The 19431-nt window shown below is 57.1% G+C and carries 19 protein-coding genes; 9 read left to right on the top strand and 10 right to left on the bottom strand.

Annotated features, from left to right (window positions below; all coding sequences use genetic code 11):
- Positions 1–21: 21 nt before the first annotated feature.
- From A3GO_RS0107725 to A3GO_RS0107765, 8 genes are all read right to left on the bottom strand, one after another.
- On the bottom strand, positions 22–1401 hold the full coding sequence (locus A3GO_RS0107725; protein WP_029132913.1) for a V-type ATP synthase subunit B: 1380 nt from the start codon (positions 1399–1401) through the stop codon (positions 22–24).
- Positions 1398–3197 carry a V-type ATP synthase subunit A gene (locus tag A3GO_RS0107730; RefSeq protein ID WP_029132914.1) on the bottom strand — a complete coding sequence of 600 codons (1800 nt, stop codon included), beginning with the start codon at positions 3195–3197 and terminating at the stop codon, positions 1398–1400. The genes A3GO_RS0107725 and A3GO_RS0107730 overlap by 4 nt, the downstream gene beginning before the upstream one ends.
- Complete coding sequence (locus tag A3GO_RS0107735) at positions 3194–3838, bottom strand: V-type ATP synthase subunit E (RefSeq protein WP_029132915.1); 645 nt, start codon at positions 3836–3838, stop codon at positions 3194–3196. The genes A3GO_RS0107730 and A3GO_RS0107735 overlap by 4 nt, the downstream gene beginning before the upstream one ends.
- A 2-nt stretch (positions 3839–3840) precedes the next feature.
- Positions 3841–4191, bottom strand: a complete 351-nt coding sequence (locus tag A3GO_RS23055; protein WP_037374932.1) for a V-type ATP synthase subunit F — start codon at positions 4189–4191, stop codon at positions 3841–3843.
- 12 nt (positions 4192–4203) lie between these two features.
- Positions 4204–4644: an ATP synthase subunit C gene (locus tag A3GO_RS0107750; protein WP_029132916.1), complete on the bottom strand. Its 441-nt coding sequence runs from the start codon at positions 4642–4644 to the stop codon at positions 4204–4206.
- Between the two features lie 136 nt (positions 4645–4780).
- Positions 4781–6676, bottom strand: a complete 1896-nt coding sequence (locus A3GO_RS0107755; RefSeq protein ID WP_051301960.1) for a V-type ATP synthase subunit I — start codon at positions 6674–6676, stop codon at positions 4781–4783.
- The gene (locus tag A3GO_RS0107760; RefSeq protein ID WP_051302020.1) at positions 6669–7703 is read right to left on the bottom strand and encodes a V-type ATPase subunit; all 1035 of its coding nucleotides are present in this window, start codon (positions 7701–7703) and stop codon (positions 6669–6671) included. The genes A3GO_RS0107755 and A3GO_RS0107760 overlap by 8 nt, the downstream gene beginning before the upstream one ends.
- Positions 7704–7731: 28 nt before the next feature.
- A complete protein-coding gene (locus tag A3GO_RS0107765; RefSeq protein ID WP_029132919.1) occupies positions 7732–8055 on the bottom strand; it encodes an ATPase in 324 nt (107 codons plus the stop codon).
- A gap of 210 nt (positions 8056–8265) precedes the next feature.
- Here A3GO_RS0107765 and A3GO_RS0107770 point away from each other — a divergent pair, with 210 nt between their 5' ends.
- The 5 genes from A3GO_RS0107770 (at position 8266) to A3GO_RS0107790 (ending at position 11923) form a co-directional block, all read left to right on the top strand.
- On the top strand, positions 8266–8637 hold the full coding sequence (locus A3GO_RS0107770) for a hypothetical protein (RefSeq protein WP_029132920.1): 372 nt from the start codon (positions 8266–8268) through the stop codon (positions 8635–8637).
- Between the two features lie 83 nt (positions 8638–8720).
- Positions 8721–9206 (top strand): c-type cytochrome, encoded by a 486-nt coding sequence (locus tag A3GO_RS0107775; protein ID WP_029132921.1) that lies wholly within the window; start codon positions 8721–8723, stop codon positions 9204–9206.
- Between the two features lie 5 nt (positions 9207–9211).
- Positions 9212–9592: a heavy metal-associated domain-containing protein gene (locus A3GO_RS23060; RefSeq protein ID WP_037374937.1), complete on the top strand. Its 381-nt coding sequence runs from the start codon at positions 9212–9214 to the stop codon at positions 9590–9592.
- Between the two features lie 374 nt (positions 9593–9966).
- Positions 9967–11154: an acetyl-CoA C-acyltransferase family protein gene (locus tag A3GO_RS0107785; RefSeq protein ID WP_029132922.1), complete on the top strand. Its 1188-nt coding sequence runs from the start codon at positions 9967–9969 to the stop codon at positions 11152–11154.
- 136 nt (positions 11155–11290) lie between these two features.
- Positions 11291–11923: a trimeric intracellular cation channel family protein gene (locus A3GO_RS0107790; protein WP_029132923.1), complete on the top strand. Its 633-nt coding sequence runs from the start codon at positions 11291–11293 to the stop codon at positions 11921–11923.
- Between the two features lie 15 nt (positions 11924–11938).
- On the opposite strand, the gene A3GO_RS0107795 is transcribed toward A3GO_RS0107790, so the two are convergent.
- A complete protein-coding gene (locus A3GO_RS0107795; protein WP_037374939.1) occupies positions 11939–12292 on the bottom strand; it encodes a hypothetical protein in 354 nt (117 codons plus the stop codon).
- Between the two features lie 205 nt (positions 12293–12497).
- Here A3GO_RS0107795 and A3GO_RS0107800 point away from each other — a divergent pair, with 205 nt between their 5' ends.
- Positions 12498–12917: a hypothetical protein gene (locus A3GO_RS0107800; protein WP_029132925.1), complete on the top strand. Its 420-nt coding sequence runs from the start codon at positions 12498–12500 to the stop codon at positions 12915–12917.
- A gap of 143 nt (positions 12918–13060) precedes the next feature.
- Positions 13061–13516 (top strand): TlpA family protein disulfide reductase, encoded by a 456-nt coding sequence (locus tag A3GO_RS0107805; protein ID WP_169720384.1) that lies wholly within the window; start codon positions 13061–13063, stop codon positions 13514–13516.
- 75 nt (positions 13517–13591) lie between these two features.
- Here the strand turns inward: A3GO_RS0107805 and A3GO_RS0107810 are convergent, their stop codons facing one another.
- Positions 13592–13966, bottom strand: a complete 375-nt coding sequence (locus A3GO_RS0107810) for a glutaredoxin family protein (RefSeq protein WP_029132927.1) — start codon at positions 13964–13966, stop codon at positions 13592–13594.
- 488 nt (positions 13967–14454) lie between these two features.
- Between A3GO_RS0107810 and A3GO_RS25285 the strand changes: the two genes are divergently transcribed.
- Together A3GO_RS25285 and A3GO_RS0107820 are read left to right on the top strand one after the other, a co-directional pair.
- Positions 14455–18756: a PAS domain S-box protein gene (locus tag A3GO_RS25285; protein WP_051301962.1), complete on the top strand. Its 4302-nt coding sequence runs from the start codon at positions 14455–14457 to the stop codon at positions 18754–18756.
- Positions 18757–18894: 138 nt separating this feature from the next.
- Positions 18895–19377: a GNAT family N-acetyltransferase gene (locus A3GO_RS0107820; protein WP_029132928.1), complete on the top strand. Its 483-nt coding sequence runs from the start codon at positions 18895–18897 to the stop codon at positions 19375–19377.
- Positions 19378–19431: the final 54 nt, after the last annotated feature.

Here is a 19431-nt window from a genome sequence, read left to right on the forward strand (position 1 = left end):
TTGTTCGGATGACTCCCTTGGCTACTTGTCGGACCGGTGGTACTTGGCCAGATCGGTCTCGCTGACCCGGGTTAACATGTCCTTGGGGAACATACTGAGCAGTTCCCAGGCGAGATTGAGGGTCTCGATAATTGACCGGTCCTCATCCTCTCCCTGACCGATGAATTGGCTGTCGAATGCCTCGGCAAACTTCAGGTAGCGGCGGTCCCGCTCCGACAGCTCTTCGGCACCGATGATGGCTGCCAGATTGCGTGTCTCCAGAGCCTTGGCATACATGGCATAGAGTTGGTTGGCCACCCGTGGATGGTCTTCCCGGGTATCATCCTTGCCGATGCCGTCCTTCATCAGGCGTGACAGGGAGGGGGAGATAAAGACCGGTGGATAGACCCCCTGGTTGTGCAGTTCCCGGCTCAACACGATCTGCCCCTCGGTGATATACCCGGTCAGATCGGGTATCGGGTGGGTGATGTCGTCGGAAGGCATGGTGACCACCGGCACCAGCGTGACGGAACCGTGGCGATCCTTGATCCGCCCGGAGCGCTCATAGATCTCCGCCAGGTCCGAGTAGAGATAACCGGGATAGCCCTTGCGCGAGGGCACATCTCCCTTGGCCGTGGCCACTTCACGTAACGCCTCGGCATAGTTGGTCATGTCGGTGAGTACCACCAGCACATGCCGGTCCAGGTCAAAGGCGAGATATTCGGCCGCGGTCAGCGCTACCCGCGGTAGTGCCAGGCGCTCCACCGGTGGGTCATCGGCCAGATTGATGTACATCACCACATTGCCCAGCACCCCCGAGTCGGCAAACTCCTCCTGGAAGAAACGGGCGTCCGCATAGGAGACCCCCATGGCGGCAAATACCACCGAAAAGCTGCTCTCCTGATCCACCAGTTTGGCCTGTCGGACAATCTGTGCGGCGAGTCGGTTATGCGGCAGGCCGGAGGCGGAGAAGATCGGCAGTTTCTGTCCGCGTACCAGTGAGTTGAGTCCATCGATGGAGGAGATGCCGGTCTGGATGAATTCACGGGGGTAGGTGCGGGCCGCCGGGTTGATGGCGGAGCCGTTCACGTTGCGTCGCACGTTGGAGAGGATCGGTGGCCGGTTGTCCTTGGGCTTGCCGATACCGTTGAAGATACGGCCGAGGATCTCCGGTGACAGATTGATCTCCAGTGGCTGATCGAGAAAACGCACCCAGGTGTTCTCCAGGTCCAGATCGCCGGTGCCTTCGTAGACCTGGATCAGTGCCTCGTCTTCACTGGTGCGAATCACCTGGCCATTGCGCAGGTTGTTGAGATGATCCCGGATCAGTACCTGGTCACCAAATGCGACATTGGGGGCCTGTTGTACCACCAGCAGACTGCCCTGGGCGGATGAGGCGGTGCGATACTCTCTGGCGCTCATTGTGCGTGCTCCTTGAACTTGGCGTACTCCAGCCGGATCTTGGCGAAGGCCTGTTTGAACTCCTCCATGAGTGCGCGAATCTTGTCGCTCTGTTCGCTGCTGAAGGTCTGCTTGGCGCGTCGCGCCTTGGCCATCAGCGGCAGGTCGGTCAACTCCTGTACCGAGATACCCAGTTCAATCAATTCCGCCCCCCGGTCATAGATCATCAGCACCATATCCAGTAGCAGGAACTGTTTCTCGGGTGACGAGAACGTATCCACCGGGTCCAGGGCGCTCTGCTGCAGTACTCCTTCCTTGATCAGGCTTGCTCCCTCCAGCTCCCAGCGCTGGGCGGAGGAGAGTGCCTCCGGCCCCACCAGATTGACAATGCGGGAGAGTTCCGCATCCCGCGCCAGCAGTCCCAGCGCCTGCTTGCGCCGGTGCTGCCAGTCGGGGCTGATCTCCTTGTGCCACCATTCGGCGGCCGTGGCGACATGCTCGGAGAAGCTGCCGACCCAGTCGATGGCCGGGTAGTGGCGGGCATCCGCCAGCTCTTTGGAGAGCGCCCAGAATGTCTGGATGATCTCCTTGGTGTGGGCTGTGACCGGTTCCGAGAAGTCGCCACCGGGGGGTGATACCGCACCGATCAGGGTGACCGAGCCCTTGCCGCAACTCCGGGTCTCGACCCGTCCGGCCCGCTCGTAGAAGGCGGCAAGCCGGGAGGCGAGATAGGCTGGATAGCCATCCTCCACCGGCATCTGGCCGAGGCGGCCGGATACCTCACGCAGGGCCTCGGCCCAGCGGCTGGTGGAGTCGGCCAGCATCACCACATCGTAACCCTGGTCGCGATAGTATTCCGCCATGGTGATGCCGACATAGATCGAGGCCTCCCGCGCCACTACCGGCATGTTGGAGGTGTTGGCCACCAGCAGGGTGCGTTCCATCAGTTTGTGCCCGGAGTAGGGGTCCTGCAGTTGCGGGAAGGTCTCCAGCACATCCACCAGTTCGTTACCCCGTTCACCACAGCCGACATAGATGACGATATCGGCATTGGACCAGCGGGCGATCTGCTGCTGCACCACGGTTTTGCCGGCGCCGAAGGGTCCGGGGACGGCGCTTTTGCCTCCCTTCAACAGCGGAAAGAAGGTGTCGAGTATGCGCTGGCCGGTGATCAACGGCGAGAGGCCATGATCCCTGCGCAGATAGGGGCGGGGGGTGCGTACCGGCCAGTGCTGGTAGAGCATCAGCTTGTGGTTTTTGCCGTCGGGCAGTTTCAGGCGGCCGATCGGATCATCCAGCCGGTACTCCCCTTCGGGTGCCAATTCCAGCAGCTCTCCGGACAGATTGGGAGGTACCAGGATGCGATGCTGGATAATGGCGCTCTCCTGAACCCGGCCGAGAAGCTGTCCCGCTGAGAGGGTGCTGCCGATTTCAATATCCGGCTCCGGGGTGAAGTGCCAGTTTCGCTCCCGGTCCAGGGCGGGCAGATTGATACCCCGGCCGATATGGTCGCCCGATTCCAGAAACACCTTGTCCAGTGGCCGCTGCACACCATCGAAAATGCTGCCCAGCAGCCCGGGGCCCAGTTCGACCGACAGCGGCCTGCCGAGGCCGTTCACCCGTTCACCCGGTCGCACCCCTTCGGTGGATTCATAGGATTGCACCAGTGCGGTCTCACCTTTCAGGGCGATGACCTCGCCGAACAGTCCCAGTTCGCCGATCTTGACCTGCTCACCGTTCCGAATACCCGGGAGATGGATGGTGAGGATCGGGCCGTTGATTTCACGGATCGTGCCCTGTTTGTCTGTTCTGTTCATCGCATACTGCTCAGGTTGTCTTGAAGAGTGCCGGCGGGAAAGAGGCGTTCCAGAATCAGCTGATGCAGCCGGTCGGCCAGCCGCTCTTCGCGGCCCTCAAAGCTGTTGTCGAAGCGGATCAGCCCATCCTCGCTGCTGATGATCACGCCACCCGCACAGGTGATGGGCGTGGTGTTGAGGCTGATCTGTTTATCCGCCGTTCCAGTCCTGGCGAATTCATCCCATATCGGTTGCACCCGGCTTAGGTCACGTGAGTTGAAGCTGGCCACCAGCTTTTGCCGCTCGAAATCCCGTGCCGCGCTGATCATGAGAGAACGCAATAGTGGCAGATAGCTTTTTTCGTCTTCGACCAGGGCGCGAATCCGCTCGCGCAACTGGTTCTTTACCGTCATCACCAGATTCCAGCGCAGGTGATCCATCTCTTTTTGCAGTTTCAGCTCATGGGCCTGTACCTGTCTTCGAAAGGTGCGCTCCGCATTGGATTTGGCCAGCAGCACCTCGCGCTCTTCCCGCAGATGCAGCCGTTTGTGCGCCTCCTGCAGGATATTGTCGCGACTGCGTCCGGCCCGTTCGCGGTATTCGACCGCGAGCCGGTTTGCTCGCTCCAGTATGGCCGATTCAAGTTCATGTACCTGTTCCATGACTACTCCTGAGAGATCTGCAGTCCGCCGCCAAGCAGCAACTGCAGTCTGTCGTCTATCTCACACTGGAAGTTATCCGGGTCGGCCAGGGCGGGGATCTGGGTGACAATGATGTGCCCTCCCTCTGAGCGAACCCGTTTCAACATTGGGGAATTGCTATTGGCCAGGGTATGCCCCAGGATGATGAACGCCTTTTCACGCTGTTTAAGCAATTGCTCCAACTGTTGGTCCAGTATCTCGGGCGTGGGATCGGCCCAGGTCTCGAAACCGATCAACTTGAAACCGTCAGTCAGTGATGCCTCACCCATGAACATCATGCGGGTTGGCGTACCTTGATCATCCACACTATTCATAGAAATCCCGGTTTACAGTTTGTCCAGCAGCAGAATACTCATCACCAGGCCATAAATGGCGATGCCTTCGGCCAGGCCGAGATAGATCAGGGTGCGACCGAAGATTTCCGGCTTCTCCGCCAGTACCGCCAGTGAGGCGGCACCGATAGGACCCACGGCAATGCCGGCGGCTACCGTGCTGAATGCGGTGGGTATGCCGACGCCGATTAGGCCGAGCCCCATGCCGAGGGAGATCTCGCCGGCCTCGGCAACGGCCGGTGCGGCAGCGGCTTCCTGGATGCCGAAGAAGACCAGCAGTGCGTGGGCCCCGGCAAACAGCAGCAGATTGCTGCCGATGGCCGGTTTGAACCAGCGGCGGCCGCCGATCCCCCTGCTGGGGTGCAGTTCGATGAGTATCCCGGTGATGATGAGGCCCAGGATGCCCAGGGTCATCAGTGTGATCAGCCAATACATGTGCTTACTCCTTGTGCTTGATATTAGATACGGTCGTGTTTTTGTTGTGGCGGACAGGGCCCGCCCTGGGTTTTTTCAACGGAGTTGATGGACATGCTTCGCTTCGCCCATCCTGCGGATTTCTGTGAAAATCTGCTCATTTTGCCCCCTGCAGTGAGAGCTTCAGCGGCTTGAACTCTTCGCCGTCTCCGGAAAAGAAGCGGGAGAATCCCTCGTAATATTCCAGTCGCAGTGCCTGGATGGTGACGATGGCACCCTCCAGAATGAGGATGAACAGATTACCGCCGATCACCATCAGCACGTGCCCGGTGCCCTCCATCATCTCGGCCAGCGTGAATACTGCAATGGCCAGTGCCACGTGGTTCAGGCTGAAGGCTGCGACACGCAGGAACGACAGGGTGTTGGAGACATAGCCAGTGAGGGTCTCGAAGGTCTCGATGGTGGCTACCAGCATCCGCTCTCCCGGGGGGGCGTGAATCTCGATCAATTTAAATGCCAGAAGGGTCAGCAGGGTGAAAATACTCAGCGCTGCAGGCAGCCAGCCAAAACTACCGGACTGGTAAAAATTGTAGGCACCACTCAGCACACTGAGGTAGAGGGTGATGCTGACCACGCCATTGGTGTCAAACAACGCGTGGCTGATTTCGCCGGAAACCAGACGGTTGTGTATATACAGCAGGCTGATCACCACCATGAAGCCGATGCCCCAGAACAGGGCCATACTGAGCATATAGAGCGGATCGGACAGCGGCGCTATCCAGACTGCGTGAAACAGATGCTCATAGCCGAACAGACTGCCGTATAGCAAACCGAACAGCGTGGCCGAGAGACCGGCACAGATGACAAACGGGGTGAAACTTTTCAGCCGCTTTCTGCCCAGCCAGGCGGCTAATACGATGACTGCGCCATGTCCCACATCACCGAACATCATGCCGAACATGGCAATGAATGAGAGTGCGAAGATCAGGGTGGGATTGATCTCGCCATAGCGCGGTACGCCGTACTGTTTGACCAGCGAGGAGAAGGCGCTGGTGAGCCAGTTGACCGGCAGATAGGTGGGTACCTCCCGGTGCTCTGCCCGGGACGGTGTGCTTGCGGTGATCTGGAAGGGACTGTCCAGCGTGGTGTGCAGGGCGGATTCGACCCGTTTCAATTCACGTTCGGGTACCCAGCCGGAGATGATCGCCAGATGGCCCACATTGCGCGCGGCATCCTCCATTGCCACAAAGGATTCGGCCAGGATCAGCAGATCCCGCGACTGTTCCAGTTGTGCGCGCAGTTCTTCCCCGCAGGCCTGCATTGCCTGCTGGCGCTCTGCCCGCTCCAGGGCGACGGCGTTTCTGCGCTGTTGCAGATCCGTTCTTATTCTATCCGGCTTGTCATCCAGCTCCGGGGGTATCTCCAGGGCATGAAATCCGGCGGTATCCAGTACCGACCTCAACTCCTGTTCCCGAGCCCCCTTGGAACCCATGATAATGACATGGGTGTTGTTGCTGTTCTCCAGATAGCTGAACAGCAGGTAGTCCGCCAGGCCGATGGCTTCACGCAGCTTTGGGACATTTACGCTGGGTAGCATACCGACATGGAGATCGAGAAACAGCCGCTCACCGTGCAAAAGCGAGAGGTCGATATTCAGCGAAGCAAAGTTATCCAGCGTCTGCTCGAGCTGATTGAGCATGTGCTCTTCGTCCGTGAGTCGCCGGAAATGTTCCTCGAATGAAGAGCAGCGCTCCCACACCTCACCCAGCCACTCATTGGTGGTGTTCAGCTCCTGCTCGCTGATGACGCGGGTCGGTGAGATTGACAGGGCCGGCCTGAGCGTGATGTGGGACTCGATTTTCTGCAGCCGTGAACAGGCCTGGTGATAGAGTTCACGATAGTGCGCGCCGGGAATATTCGGGAAATGCTCGTTGAATCCCTCCTTGCTGCAGGGGCTGAAGACGCCCAGTTCGGCCAGGGTGAGCGCGGCCCGCGGCAGGTCATCGGCCAGCAGTTGAATCAGTACCTGTTTCATCGGCAGGGGTCTAAACACCAGTTACCTCCCGATCAAGGTCGGCGGCCTGTCGGATCAGCTGTTCATCCAGCGTCAGTACCCGGCCCTGGATGATGGCGAACACCCGTCGCAGGTCCATCTCCCGCAGCATCATGTAAGCCAGCGAGCGGGTCACGGCCGACGGGCTGAACTGCAGACATCTTCTGGCCTGATGATTCAGGTCTTCAGTCATCGCCAGCTCAACCGCCATAATCGTGCCGGAACCAGCCAGCCGGCTATCCAGCGGTGCCGGCAGTGCCTCCAGGATCTGCGGCATCCCCTGCATATTGACCAACTGCTTCAGCAGTTCGGCGTGAATATGACGACCCGAAGGGATCATCAGGTAGTAGGTTTCGGTGGGTGATAGCTGGTAGTTGAGGCGATAGCGCAACAGCCACGGCAGATTCTGCCGGTCGATTAGTGATCCGATCAGTTTCAGCAGCGGTACCTGGTCTTCCCGGTCGCAGCTTTGCGCATGCTTGAGCAGGCCGGCATGGTAACGAAGATCGATCGTCGCATCGAGAGAAAAGGACTCATTTTTCTCTTCATAGACCTGGCGTGCCTGACGGGCAATGGCCTCATAGGGGGTACGTTCAAGCTGGCGCAGCAGCTCGGGGACATTTTCAGTGCGTAACAGGGCTTCATGGGGCAGGCTGATCCGGGAAGGTAAAATATGCAGGCTCTCCCGGATCAGGTCATAGGGAAGGTTGTTCAGCTTGCCGCGGATCAGTGCTTTCAGGTTGTACAGTTCGAATTTACGTGACCAGTAGATCAGGCTCTCTCTTGCCGCACCGTTGAGTGGCCGCAACAGTATCGACAGTTCATTCATCAGCTGGTTGATCAGGCCCCGCTCAATGGTGCGGTTCAGTTCCGCAGGACTCAAGCCACGGTCGCTGATGCCTTCCAGTCCGAACTGTCCCTCCAGCTGCGGCAAGGGAGCATGCAGCAGTGACTCAAACGCATCCTCGTCAATCAGCTGCCCCGACATCACGGAGGCGCGGGCTTTGAGATAACTCTGGCTGGACATGCTGATCATTCGTGTTGCCGGAATCCCTTTACCGATCCGCTTCAGGATCGGTCAACAGTTGATACGCGGCTTCCAGCGCCTCGGCTTCACGTTCTTCCGCCAGGTTGCGCAGCTGGACGTGATGCTCGTCATAGCGTTTCTTCAGTTCACTGTTGGTCTGTTGGGCCCGCTGTTCCGCTTTCTCGATGAAGGCATCGTGCAGCTCCGGAATCCGTGTCTCGAATCGCTCCTCTTCGGCATGCGCCTCCTGCAATGCGCCCTGGATAATCCGGTCACGCTCTTGATCCGCCTCATGCACGATAGCTTCCGCCCTTTGTTCGGCGTTCAGCAGGCGTTGTAATGTCTGATCCATAGGACTCCCCGTTTTTATTCTGATTAATAGTTTAGCAAGTACCGATGTAATTAATATTGCGACAGATCAGATGGTGGAATTGTTTTGTATGGTTTCCGCCTGTTTCGGGCAAATTGTAAACTTGGACGGATGGCCGAGGTCGTATTACTGGCCGGGGCTGTTACCGCACCACCTTGACAGTCGATATCGAATAGAGGATTGTTCCGCACCATGAGCTACCTGCTGAAAAAACGGTTCGTAATCATGCTGACCCTGTTTGTCAGCCTGCTGCCGTTCAGTTTCAGCCATGCCCTTGTGGCTGAGGTGAGCAAGCCTGTTCCGATGTCCCAGCAGCACACCATGAAAGCCGATTGCGTGCAGTCCGCAGCCGGTGTCCATTGCGTCGATATGACCCACAACTCCCCAGCCGATGAGGATTGCTGCGGCGATCACTGTGACGGCTCTTTCGGGACACAACCGGGTGTTGCCGTTGAGTATGGCCTGCAGGTTTGCGCTGGACAACTGTTTCAGAACGCCAGCAGTATATGGACACCCGGCCCCATTCCAGCCACGCTGCTGCGACCACCTTCCCTACGCTCCTGATCTATTCTCTGGCTTAACCGCAGGCGCTAAACGCCAAGGTATCGATTTATACGGCCCACGGGCCATGCTCTGGAGAGCGTATTTTGAAATTCCAACTAATTATTACGGGATTGCTGTCCCTGTTGCTTGTCGCCTGTTCCGATGAGCAGTCCGCCAACCCTGCCACTCCTGCCAATAAGGCAGCACAACCGGCTGCGGTGATCGTAAAACCCTGGTACGGATTTGAACAGGTCAGTGCCGGCGCCCGGGTATTCCAGGAGAATTGTGCCTCCTGCCATGGTAAACGGGCCGAGGGGGCGGACAACTGGCGTAAAGCCGGTCCTGACGGCAAGTATCCGGCACCACCGCTGAACGGCAGCGGACATGCCTGGCATCATCCGCTGAATATCCTGTTCCACACCATCAAGAACGGCTCGCCCGGGGGGCAGGGCGATATGCCGGCCTGGACGGGCAAGTTGACGGATGACGAGATTGTCGCCGTCATCGCCTGGTTCCAGTCCAAGTGGCCCCGGGAGATCTATCAGAACTGGGTGCAGCGTGATGCTGCAGCCAGAGCTAACCGGGGATAGACGCCATGAGCAGGGATCAATTCATCAAGATGCGTGGCGTCTGGGATACCCGGCACTGGATCGCTGTTCCCGGACTCTCCCACGAGGCGGATGGTCTTTTGCTGGAGCAATCCCTGTCCGCGCTGGAAGGAATCCGTCTGGTACAGATTGTTCCGGGACGCAGGCGGATTCGGGTCACCTACGACCAGACCAGGATTGACTTCCGGCAAATCCTGGAACGGTTGGAGTCGATCGGGTTTCCGGCCGCGGATAGCTGGTGGTCGGTCAGGAAGGCGGGGTGGTTTCAGTATCTGGATCGCAATGCCCGGGAGAACGCCCATGCGCCGGAGCCACCCTGTTGCAGCAATCCCAAGGGAATTGCCCCTGGCCGGTCGCGAAAAAAATAATACGGGCCGGTTGTGCCGGGTCAATACTGACAGGGTTGATGGAACTGCCGTTATATCCGTGGTTCCATCAACCCCTTTTTATCTTTCCTCAGTGGACGCTGATAGTGCATCTGTTTTCGACAGCGCTCGCCGGGCCGGGTCGCTTTGATAATTTGTTCGCACACACCCCCCCATTCTGGCGCTTGATTTGCAGTCCTGCAGCCATTTATGTTATTCGCCCGGTGTCAAATATAAGCCCCTGTTAAACCAGCTTGCATTAGCCGCTTTGGCTCCTCTAGAGTAGTTGGGGATGGCATGATGTCCAGGGTTCGCCCGTTGCTACCGGAAGCATGATAGCGATTTATTTCTCCCTGAATAACGTAAGGAAAGCGGATATGAGCACGATGAAAGAGATTGTTGTATTGAGTGCGGTTCGAACCGCTGTGGGTAGTTATGGCGGCGGACTAAAGGATGTTCCGGTGGTGGATCTGGCGGCCACTGTGATACGCGCTGCCGTCGAGCGTTCCGGTGTAGCGCCGGCTGATGTCGGGCATACGGTATTGGGACATGTGATTCATACCGAACCACGGGATATGTATATCTCGCGCTATGCCTCGGTGACCGGCGGGTTGCCGGTGGAGACCCCCGCATTCACCCTGAATCGGTTGTGTGGCAGTGGTCTGCAGGCGATTGTCTCAGCGGTTCAGCAGATTGAGACTGGTCATTGTGACGTTGCCGTGGCCGGCGGGGCGGAGAATATGAGCCGTGCCGGCTATCTTGCACCCAGCTTGCGCTGGGGCGCGCGCATGAGTGATGCACAGATCGTGGATATGATGGTCGGTGCGCTGACCGACCCGTTTGAAGGGATCCACATGGGTGTGACGGCAGAAAATATCGCCGAGAAGTGGGGCATCAGCCGCGAAGAACAGGATGCGCTGGCAGTTGAGTCCCATCGTCGCGCCGCCCAGGCATGGGAGAAGGGCTATTTCAAGGATCAGATCGTCCCGGTCGAGCTGAAGAGTCGTAAGGGCACCACCCTGTTTGAGCGGGATGAGCATTTTCGTGCCGACGCCAATCTGGCGGGAATGGCGAAACTGCGCCCGGTATTCAAGAAAGAGGGTAGCGTCACCGCCGGCAATGCCTCCGGCCTGAACGATGCAGCGTCGGCCGTGGTCGTGGCGACTGCCGAATATGCCGAGTCTAAAGGTCTTAAGCCGCTGGCCAGGTTGGTCGGCTACTCCCACGCCGGCTGTGAACCGGCCTATATGGGCATCGGGCCCGTACCCGCGGTGAAGCGTCTGCTGGATAGGACCGGTCTCAAAGTGGCGGACTTCGACGTGCTGGAGGTGAACGAGGCGTTTGCCGCCCAGGCAATTGCGGTCTGTCGTGATCTTGGTTTGCCCATGGACCGGACCAATCCCAATGGCAGTGGTATTTCGCTGGGTCATCCGATTGGCGCCACCGGCAGTATCGTGACCACCAAGGCGATACATGAACTGCATCGCAGCGGTGGCCGTTATGCCCTGGTGACCATGTGTATCGGCGGCGGGCAGGGGATTGCGGCCGCCTTCGAGCGGATCTGATCTGTCGCTCATCTGCCGCCATCTTGAGTGGATGAAATAGATGGGCCCACCGTCCCGAGGCGGTGCGGCCTATGGTTCCATTCACTAAATCCGATGGGTAACCCGGTGGAATTATGAACAGGCGGACGCGAAATCCATGACCGGGGTGGACTTGGGCAGTATCATCAACTGGATTGGCCTGTTCGGTATTGCAGTTTTTGCCGTATCCGGTTCACTGGAAGCTGCCAGAAAGGAGATGGATATCCTTGGTTTCCTGTTGATAGGCAGTGTTACCGGGCTGGGCGGCGGTACACTGCGCGACCTGTTGCTGGGGGCAACCCCGGTATACTGGGTGCAGCGGCCCGAAATGGTGATGATCTGTCTGGTCGCTGCGGTGGCCACCTATTTTCTGGCCCCTTACCTAACTTCCCGTTACCGGGCACTGATCTGGATGGATGCTATCGGACTATCCACTTTCTGTATCACCGGTACCGCCATCGCGCTTGCTCAGGGGGCATCGCCGTTGATAGCCGTCTGTATGGGGGTGATGAGCGCCACTTTTGGTGGCATTATTCGCGATGTGCTCTGTTCCGAATCCCTGATACTCTCTTCCCGTGAGCTCTATGTCACCACAGCGGTTGCCGGTGCCACCACTTATCTGCTACTGCAGATGGTGCATGCGGGTGAGACCCTCTCAACCATTGGCGCATTTATTGTTGGCTTTGGTCTGCGTGCGGCGGCCATTGTATTCGGGCTCAAACTGCCGCAATATCGGCGTCCCGGTGGCTGAAAGCCGGACGGCGGGTTATGCCAGTCGTTTCGGCTCTTCGTCGCTCAGCTGATACAGTTTAGCGGCGATACCCATGCTGAAGATGGAAAAGTTTTCAATATCGCCCCACTCGTCGGCGGAACCCATCTCTTTCTCCTGTTCATCCAGCACTACCCGGATACGATAACGTCCCTGCTGGCGTTGTGCCGGCGGATTGACTTCGGCGGTTACGTAAAGGCAGGGTTCCTGTTCGCCTTCATCAATCAGCGCCATGATATAGCGGTATTCAACGGGATCATCGGTTTTGACATCGCTCAGAATATTGACCAGAAAGGAACCGAGTTGGTAGCGTCTCTGGGGTATGGCGGTCTGGATATGGGGTGGTGTCATGCAGCGACTCACTTGGCAGGTCGGAAACTGCCGTTCATTATGGCGGAAAATAGCGAATGTTGCATGTCGGGCTGGATAGGCCGCACGGTACGATAATTAGTAGTTGATGAAATAATTACCATGATATTCTGGTCCTTATTAAGTGACACCGGAAAATGTTGTAATCCTGTGCCAGGCGCTTGGCCGAAAACCCAGATGATTGACTATGAAAACCACAAATCGATTCCGCTGGATACTGCTGCTGCTTCTCATCCCTGGTGTCGGATGGGCTGATCGTATCGAGGGGCGCATGAATGGTCTGGGCTGCGCATCAAAAGGCGAGATGTGCCCGACCGACAAGGATGATCCCCACGTGTTGATGGAGCGTGACTTTGTGGTGCAGACCGCGGATGGAAATTACTTCTATATCACGAATATGGACTGGCGAACCAAATTGAAGTTTGTGTTGCAACACGTCAGGGTCGAGGGCAAGTTTAGTGACAAACTGTCGGCGATTGCTGCGGATGAGTTCTGGGTGAAACAGGAGGGGGAATACCAGCTTGAATGGAGTCTGGAGATGGCGCGGGAAAAGCAGCGGAAGGCTCGACTTGAACAGCAACGACAGTGGCCACAGGAACTGCGATGAATCAATCGGTTGGAAAAAGTGATGGCACGACTGCGACGACTGATATATCCATCCGTTGGCAATGGTTGACCGGGTTTGTCCTGACTAGTTTGCTGGCGTTTTATGGCACGCTGCTTCAGGCCGGTCACCCAGCCGGCGATTCCATGCGCTTATTTCAGCTGGAACAGGCGACTCCCGTCGTTCCCGCACCCGGACTGGCTCTGCCCGGGCTTGATGGGACCATGCATCAGTTGAGCGACTATCAGGGTCAGGTGGTTGTGATCAACTTCTGGTCGACCTGGTGTGCTCCCTGCCGCAGGGAGATGCCGGCATTGGAAAAGGCCTGGCAAAGGCTCAAGCCTGCCGGTGTGGTGGTGCTTGCGGTAGCGATGCAGGATGATCCAGAGATGGTTCGGCGCTTTCTCCAGGAGAGCGGGGTGACTTTTCCCATCTTGCTGGATCAGGATGGAAAAGCGTCTCAACAGTGGTCATTTTCCGGTATACCGGCGACCTTTGTACTGGATAAGAGAAGTCGGATTATCTATCGTGCCATGGGGCTGCGTGAATGGGACAGCGATGAGATCATTCATCGGCTGATCGAATTGGCGGAAAGGGAATAACCTCCGGATAGACATACTCGGGTGCCGGGGCGGTGCCTCCCGGGATTTGCCGCGTCCCTGAAGCGAGTTTCGTCCTCAGGGGTCTGGCTGCAGATATCTCTCTTCCAGATAACGCATGATCTCGGATGATTCATACAACCACCGACTGCCACCCCGCTCATCCTCGATCCTCAGGCAGGGAACCTTGATCTCTCCACCACCCGTCAGCAACGCCTCCCGATGTCGTGCATCGCCCTTGGCATCACGGGTTTCGATGCGCAGTGTGTGCCGCTTGAGAAAACGGCGTACCTTGACACAGAACGGGCAGGCCTTGAACTGGTAGAGAGAGAGATTTGCTGTCTGCCTGTCCAGCGCCGCCTGATCTTCCGTTGGGCGTGTGATGCCGCGGGGGGTAGTGAGGGCGTCAATAAGCAGAATAAGACGTCCAAGAATCCAGCGAATAATTGCCATTCAGTACTCCGGTCATGATCAGGGAAGCGCGGAATCCTACCATGCGTGGAAAGCAAAAAAACCATGGATTATTCAGTACTTTTCCATTGCAGGCCATCTGTGTGAGGCGATGGCGACTCTGGCAATTAATACCGCTCTTCATGCAATTGCCAGCCGAGATATGGTCTGGAAAGCGTCGCTATCCAAAATATTATGAGTCCCTCTCGATGCTGGACCCGGCACAGAGTATTCGTACCTGTTGACATGTGGTGAGCAGCTGAAAGAGATTCCTTGTTTTTTGGAGAGATTTTATACAGTTCATGGTACGCTCTGTCCGACGCTCCGATTATGATAAGTAAAATCAGCGACAAGATAATATCTGGCTAAATGAGGTGGATTTATGCCACCCTCTACCATTATCCGAACAAAAGTCGTCGCCACGGAAGGCCTGAATAGAAACTTGGTTGGTTAGCGCATATTTATGACTCCTGTTTACCCTGCCTTAATCCATGCAATTTGAGAAAGAGACGGTCCTGCCACGGTCTGAGTTGACCAGCCTGAAATGGATCATACTGATCAGTGGCGTAATAGCCGTTTTCGCCGTGCTGGTCGTTTCCATCTATCTGCATATCGCGCTGGAAAGGGAAGCAGTTCAGAACTGGCGCGAACAGAATCTCCCGTTGGCCAAGGCGCTGGCCGGGCGGATTGACCAGAAAATAGAAAAAGCCGCCGCAACACTGCGCCTGGTAGCCGGATTGCCCCAGTTCCGGCAGCCCCTGAATCCTGACAACATTGAACAAGCTATCGGTGGTGTGGCCGAATCGTTTGAACAGGAGAAGCGTCAGATCCTGGAACGGTTGAGGAAAGAGAATGCCGATCTTTCCCTTCTCTTCCTGCTGACGGCCAATGGGGATCACTATCTGGCCCAGCCGTTCGATGCTCAGCGCGGGGTCAGAAAATACAACATGAGTGACCGGGCCTATTTCAGGGAGACCCTGCGCACCGGCAGTACAGTGGTCTCTGACAGCTTCGTTGGGGCCGATGGTCGGCTGATCGTGGTGATCAACACGCCGATAAAGAATTCCCGTGATGAGATCACTGCACATCTGGGAGGGGTATTTTACCTGGATCATGTCGCCAGGTTGATCCAACGTATTGATGCTGTGGCATTTGACGAACTTTTTCTGCTTGATCGCAAAGGCGGACTGGTGGGGCATAGCAATCAGCAGTGGCTCATCCCCAACCAGCGGGAAGCATTCCGGAAGCGGCCGGAAATGGGCGAACTGCTGGCAGTGTCTGCGCCCGATGATATTGTGGAGACCAGTTACCGGGTGATTAAAGACCCGGGTGGGGGAGGCGTGCGTCACGCTTTTACGGTACCGCTGGCATCGGGGTGGCGTATGGTCGCGCTGCGTGATCGTAGTTCCCTGTTAAGCAGTGTCCAAGCCCGCTCCAACGCTATTACTGCCACTACAGCCCTGATTTTGCTTAATCTCGCCGGCTTTGGTCTGGCCTTTGTCAACTCTGTCGGTAAGCGCTGGCGACAGGCTGAGACTGCTCTGATAGCAGCCAAACGCCAGTTGGAAAATGAAGTGGGGGAGCGCACTCATGAGCTTATCGCCTCGCATGAGCAAATCGAACTGCTACTGGCCTCTACCGGTGCCGGCATTTTTGGAATTGATCTGCAAGGATGTTGTACTTTTTGCAACATAGCCTGTGTTGAGACACTTGGATATCCGAGTGACCGGGATCTGTTGGGAAAACACCTGTTCGATATCATTCATCACTGTCACTCTGATGGCACACCCTACGAAAGAGACAGTTCTCCGATACTGGCAGCAGTCCACAGTGAAAAAAAGGTCTACAGGGAGCACGAGGTATTCTGTACCGCCGACGGTGAATGCATGCCGGTGGAATATCGTGCCTATCCCATGCGTCTTCATGACAAGGTGGTTGGAGCGGTGGTGACCTTCAACGATATCAGTGCCCGCATCAACGCCCAGCAGGCACAGGCCGACAGCGATGCCAGGTTCCATTCGCTGTTTACCCGGTCCAATGACGCTATTTTTCTGCTGAATCCGCAGACCGGTCACTATCTCGATGCCAATAAGGCCGCTGAAAAGCTGACCGGCCGTTCTGTCGACGAATTGATTACCCTGACCACGTCCGACGTCTGCCCTGCGGGTGCCAGTGAGCGCCGCAATCAGGTGCAAGAGATAGAGGCTACATGTGACATGGGTGAGGTGATCTACCTCCGCCCGGACGGTACAGCAAGGACCGCTCAACTGAGCGTGGTGCCCTTGGCGGACGGTCTGGTGTTCGGAATCGCCCATGACATTACCGAGCAACTCGCCTCCAAACAGGCGCTCATGCAAAGCGAAGCACATCTTCGGGCGCTGTCTGAGGCCGCATTCGAGGCGATCTTCATCTCTGAAGAGGGAGTCTGTCTGGGACAGAATCCGGCTGCGGAAAAGCTCTTCGGCTATAGCCTGGCGGAGGCGCTTGGACGGTCTATTCTGGAGTGGGTGGCCCGGGAGTCACGGGAGATGGTGAGACAGAAAATACTGGACGGTTGTATCGAGCCTTACGAGGTGCTGGCTCTGCGCAAGGATGGCTCCACTTTCCCGGCGGAGATCCGCGGCCGCTCCATGCCTTATCAGGATCGGATGGTTCGCGTCACTGCACTGCGGGATATCACCGACCGCCGGGATGCTGAACTCAGACTGCAGCGGACCAATACCCTGTTGCATGCGGTGATCGATCAGGCGCCCTTTGCCATAACCCTGTGTGAAGGTTCGGCGCAAGACTGGTTCCTAACCCTGGCCAATCAGGAAGCACAGCGGATTACCGGTGCGACTGAGGCACAGCAGCAAAAGATTCGCTTTATCGATGGGGAGCTGCTGAATCCGATTGTGCGTACCTGGGAGATGCTGCACCCCGACGGTACACCCATCGATGTGCGGGATACCCCGCTGGTGAAGGCGATGGTGGAGCAACGGGTTACGCGCAGCAAGGAGATGATAATCCGGCGGACGGATGGGGTGGAGACCTATGTGCTGGCAAATGCCTCCCCGATCTATGGTGACGATGGAAGCCACATCGCCGGTATCTTCACCTATCCCGATATTACCGAGAACAAGCGCACCGAGGAGACTATTCGCACCCTCTCCCAGGCGATGGAGCAGAGTCCGGTCTCTGTGGTGATTACCGGCCTGGACGGTGTAATCGAATACACCAACCGGGGCTTTGAGCGCTCTTCCGGCTATAGCTCTGAGGAGATGTGTGGCCAGCATACCCGGCTATTGGGCTCGGGCAATACACCGGCTGAAGTCTATAAGGAACTTTGGTCGACCATTACCAGTGGAAAACCCTGGCAGGGTGAGTTCCAGAACAAACGCAAGGATGGCTCGCTGTTCTGGGAATATGCCCATATCTCGCCCATTTTCGACAGCCAGGGCCGGATTCGTCATTATCTGGCGGTAAAGGAGGACATCACCCTGCGCAAGGTGCAGGAGGAGAAGATCCTGCATCAGGCACATTTTGACAGCCTGACCGGGCTGCCCAACCGGTTTCTCGCCCTGGACCGGCTTTCTCAGATTATTCGTACCGCCCATCGGGAACATCATCAGGCGGCAGTGCTGTTCCTCGACCTGGATGACTTTAAGAAAGTGAACGACACCCTCGGTCATGAGGTGGGCGACCAGGTGATAGACGAAGCGGCACGTCGGGTCAAATGGGCAGTACGGGAAGAGGATACCGTGGGTCGACTGGGCGGGGACGAGTTTATTGTGCTGCTCGCTCATCTGCATGACAAGAGTGATGCCATGCGGGTTGCCGAAAAGATCCTGGCGGCATTCAGGACGGTATTCCGTCTTGGTGAGCGGGAGATCCTGTTGACCGTCAGTGTCGGGATATCGATATACCCCGATGATGGCGATACAGCCAAGATACTGCTGCGCAATGCGGATACGGCCATGTATTACTCCAAATCGATTGGCCGCAATGCGTTCAATTTCTATACCGATGCGATGAACCAGGATGTGTCGCGACGGGTGGAACTTGAAGAGCAGTTGTACACGGCATTGGAAAATAATGAGTTCTATATCCACTACCAGCCGGTCATGAATATCCATAGTCAGCGTATTGTCGGTGCCGAGGCACTACTGCGCTGGAACAATCCGAGGCTGGGTCAGGTTGCACCGACCGAATTTATCGAGATTGCCGAGCGTACCGGGCGTATTGTACAGATCGGTGAATATGTGATGCGGCAAGCCGTGCAGCAGGCACGCCATTGGCATGATCAGCAACACCAGACCTTCAGGGTGGCGGTGAACGTGTCGCCGGTACAGTTCAAGGACGGAAATTTCCTGAGCATGGTAGAAACGGTCCTCAAGGAGTACCAGCTGCCGGGTAAGTTTCTTGAGATTGAAGTGACCGAGAATGTGCTGCTGAGCGAGAAGATCAACTCAGTCGAGATACTCAATGGTCTGCGGGATCTCGGTATCTCCCTGTCCATGGATGATTTCGGCACCGGCTATTCATCGCTCAGCTACCTGCGTCACTACCACTTTGACACGTTGAAGATTGATCGTAGCTTTGTCCGTGACATCACCTCCGACCCGGACGACCGGGAACTGGTGGTGGCGACCATCTCCATGGCCCGCAGCCTGGGTCTTAAGGTGATCGCGGAGGGGGTTGAGAATGCGGAGCAGCTTGCCATACTGCAGGCCGAGAAGTGCGACTTTGCCCAGGGCTACTATTTCAGCAAGCCGATAACCGCGAAGGCCCTGGAGCGGTTTTTCATGAATTGACAATAGGCTCCAGCTTGTTCTTGTAGGGTCGGAGAGGGTGCATGGGTGAGGGTATCCTGGAGAAGCCAGGGTCTCGGAATGGATAGCAGTCTATAGCCTTCTGCCCGCGTCCGACTGTCAGGAGATAAAGTGGTAGCAATGATTGAAATTATTCAGGCCGATCTGTCACAAACCCGGCACGCCAGCGCGCTGGTTGAACTGCTGGATGCCTATGCCCGTGATCCGATGGGTGGCGGGCAGCCGCTGGCGGAGTCCACCCGCCGGAACCTGGCGGCCGAACTGCACAAGCGCCAGGATGCGGTAAGCTTTCTTGCCTTTGCCGGTGAGCGTCCGGTGGGGTTGGTGAACTGCTTTGAAGGATTCTCGACCTTCAACTGCCGGCCCTTGCTCAATATCCATGATGTGGTGGTAATGGATGGCTACCGGGGACAGGGTATTGCCCGGCAACTGTTGCAACAGGTGGAAGCCCATGCCCGGGCGCGCGGGTGCTGCAAACTGACCCTGGAAGTACTGGAGGGCAACCGGCCGGCCCAGGCGGCATATCTAAGCGCCGGCTTTGCCGGCTATGAACTGGACCCGGTGACGGGGCGGGCGCTGTTCTGGGAGAAGAAACTGGATTGAGGGTGTGTGGCGGTACCGGCTTGGATTTGATCCCATTTCGTAGGGGCAGGCCCC

Source organism: Sedimenticola selenatireducens DSM 17993 (assembly GCF_000428045.1).
GTDB lineage: Bacteria > Pseudomonadota > Gammaproteobacteria > Chromatiales > Chromatiaceae > Sedimenticola > Sedimenticola selenatireducens.

Excerpts from the sequence above, each read along its gene's own strand:
- A3GO_RS0107725 (WP_029132913.1), bottom strand. The coding sequence starts at position 1,401 with ATGAGCGCCAGAGAGTATCGCACCGCCTCATCCGCCCAGGGCAGTCTG.
- A3GO_RS0107730 (WP_029132914.1), bottom strand. The coding sequence starts at position 3,197 with ATGAACAGAACAGACAAACAGGGCACGATCCGTGAAATCAACGGCCCG.
- A3GO_RS0107735 (WP_029132915.1), bottom strand. The coding sequence starts at position 3,838 with ATGGAACAGGTACATGAACTTGAATCGGCCATACTGGAGCGAGCAAAC.
- A3GO_RS23055 (WP_037374932.1), bottom strand. The coding sequence starts at position 4,191 with ATGAATAGTGTGGATGATCAAGGTACGCCAACCCGCATGATGTTCATG.
- A3GO_RS0107750 (WP_029132916.1), bottom strand. The coding sequence starts at position 4,644 with ATGTATTGGCTGATCACACTGATGACCCTGGGCATCCTGGGCCTCATC.
- A3GO_RS0107760 (WP_051302020.1), bottom strand. The coding sequence starts at position 7,703 with ATGTCCAGCCAGAGTTATCTCAAAGCCCGCGCCTCCGTGATGTCGGGG.
- A3GO_RS0107765 (WP_029132919.1), bottom strand. The coding sequence starts at position 8,055 with ATGGATCAGACATTACAACGCCTGCTGAACGCCGAACAAAGGGCGGAA.
- A3GO_RS0107770 (WP_029132920.1), top strand. The coding sequence starts at position 8,266 with ATGAGCTACCTGCTGAAAAAACGGTTCGTAATCATGCTGACCCTGTTT.
- A3GO_RS23060 (WP_037374937.1), top strand. The coding sequence starts at position 9,212 with ATGAGCAGGGATCAATTCATCAAGATGCGTGGCGTCTGGGATACCCGG.
- A3GO_RS0107785 (WP_029132922.1), top strand. The coding sequence starts at position 9,967 with ATGAGCACGATGAAAGAGATTGTTGTATTGAGTGCGGTTCGAACCGCT.
- A3GO_RS0107790 (WP_029132923.1), top strand. The coding sequence starts at position 11,291 with ATGACCGGGGTGGACTTGGGCAGTATCATCAACTGGATTGGCCTGTTC.
- A3GO_RS0107795 (WP_037374939.1), bottom strand. The coding sequence starts at position 12,292 with ATGACACCACCCCATATCCAGACCGCCATACCCCAGAGACGCTACCAA.
- A3GO_RS0107800 (WP_029132925.1), top strand. The coding sequence starts at position 12,498 with ATGAAAACCACAAATCGATTCCGCTGGATACTGCTGCTGCTTCTCATC.
- A3GO_RS0107805 (WP_169720384.1), top strand. The coding sequence starts at position 13,061 with ATGCGCTTATTTCAGCTGGAACAGGCGACTCCCGTCGTTCCCGCACCC.
- A3GO_RS0107810 (WP_029132927.1), bottom strand. The coding sequence starts at position 13,966 with ATGGCAATTATTCGCTGGATTCTTGGACGTCTTATTCTGCTTATTGAC.
- A3GO_RS25285 (WP_051301962.1), top strand. The coding sequence starts at position 14,455 with ATGCAATTTGAGAAAGAGACGGTCCTGCCACGGTCTGAGTTGACCAGC.
- A3GO_RS0107820 (WP_029132928.1), top strand. The coding sequence starts at position 18,895 with ATGATTGAAATTATTCAGGCCGATCTGTCACAAACCCGGCACGCCAGC.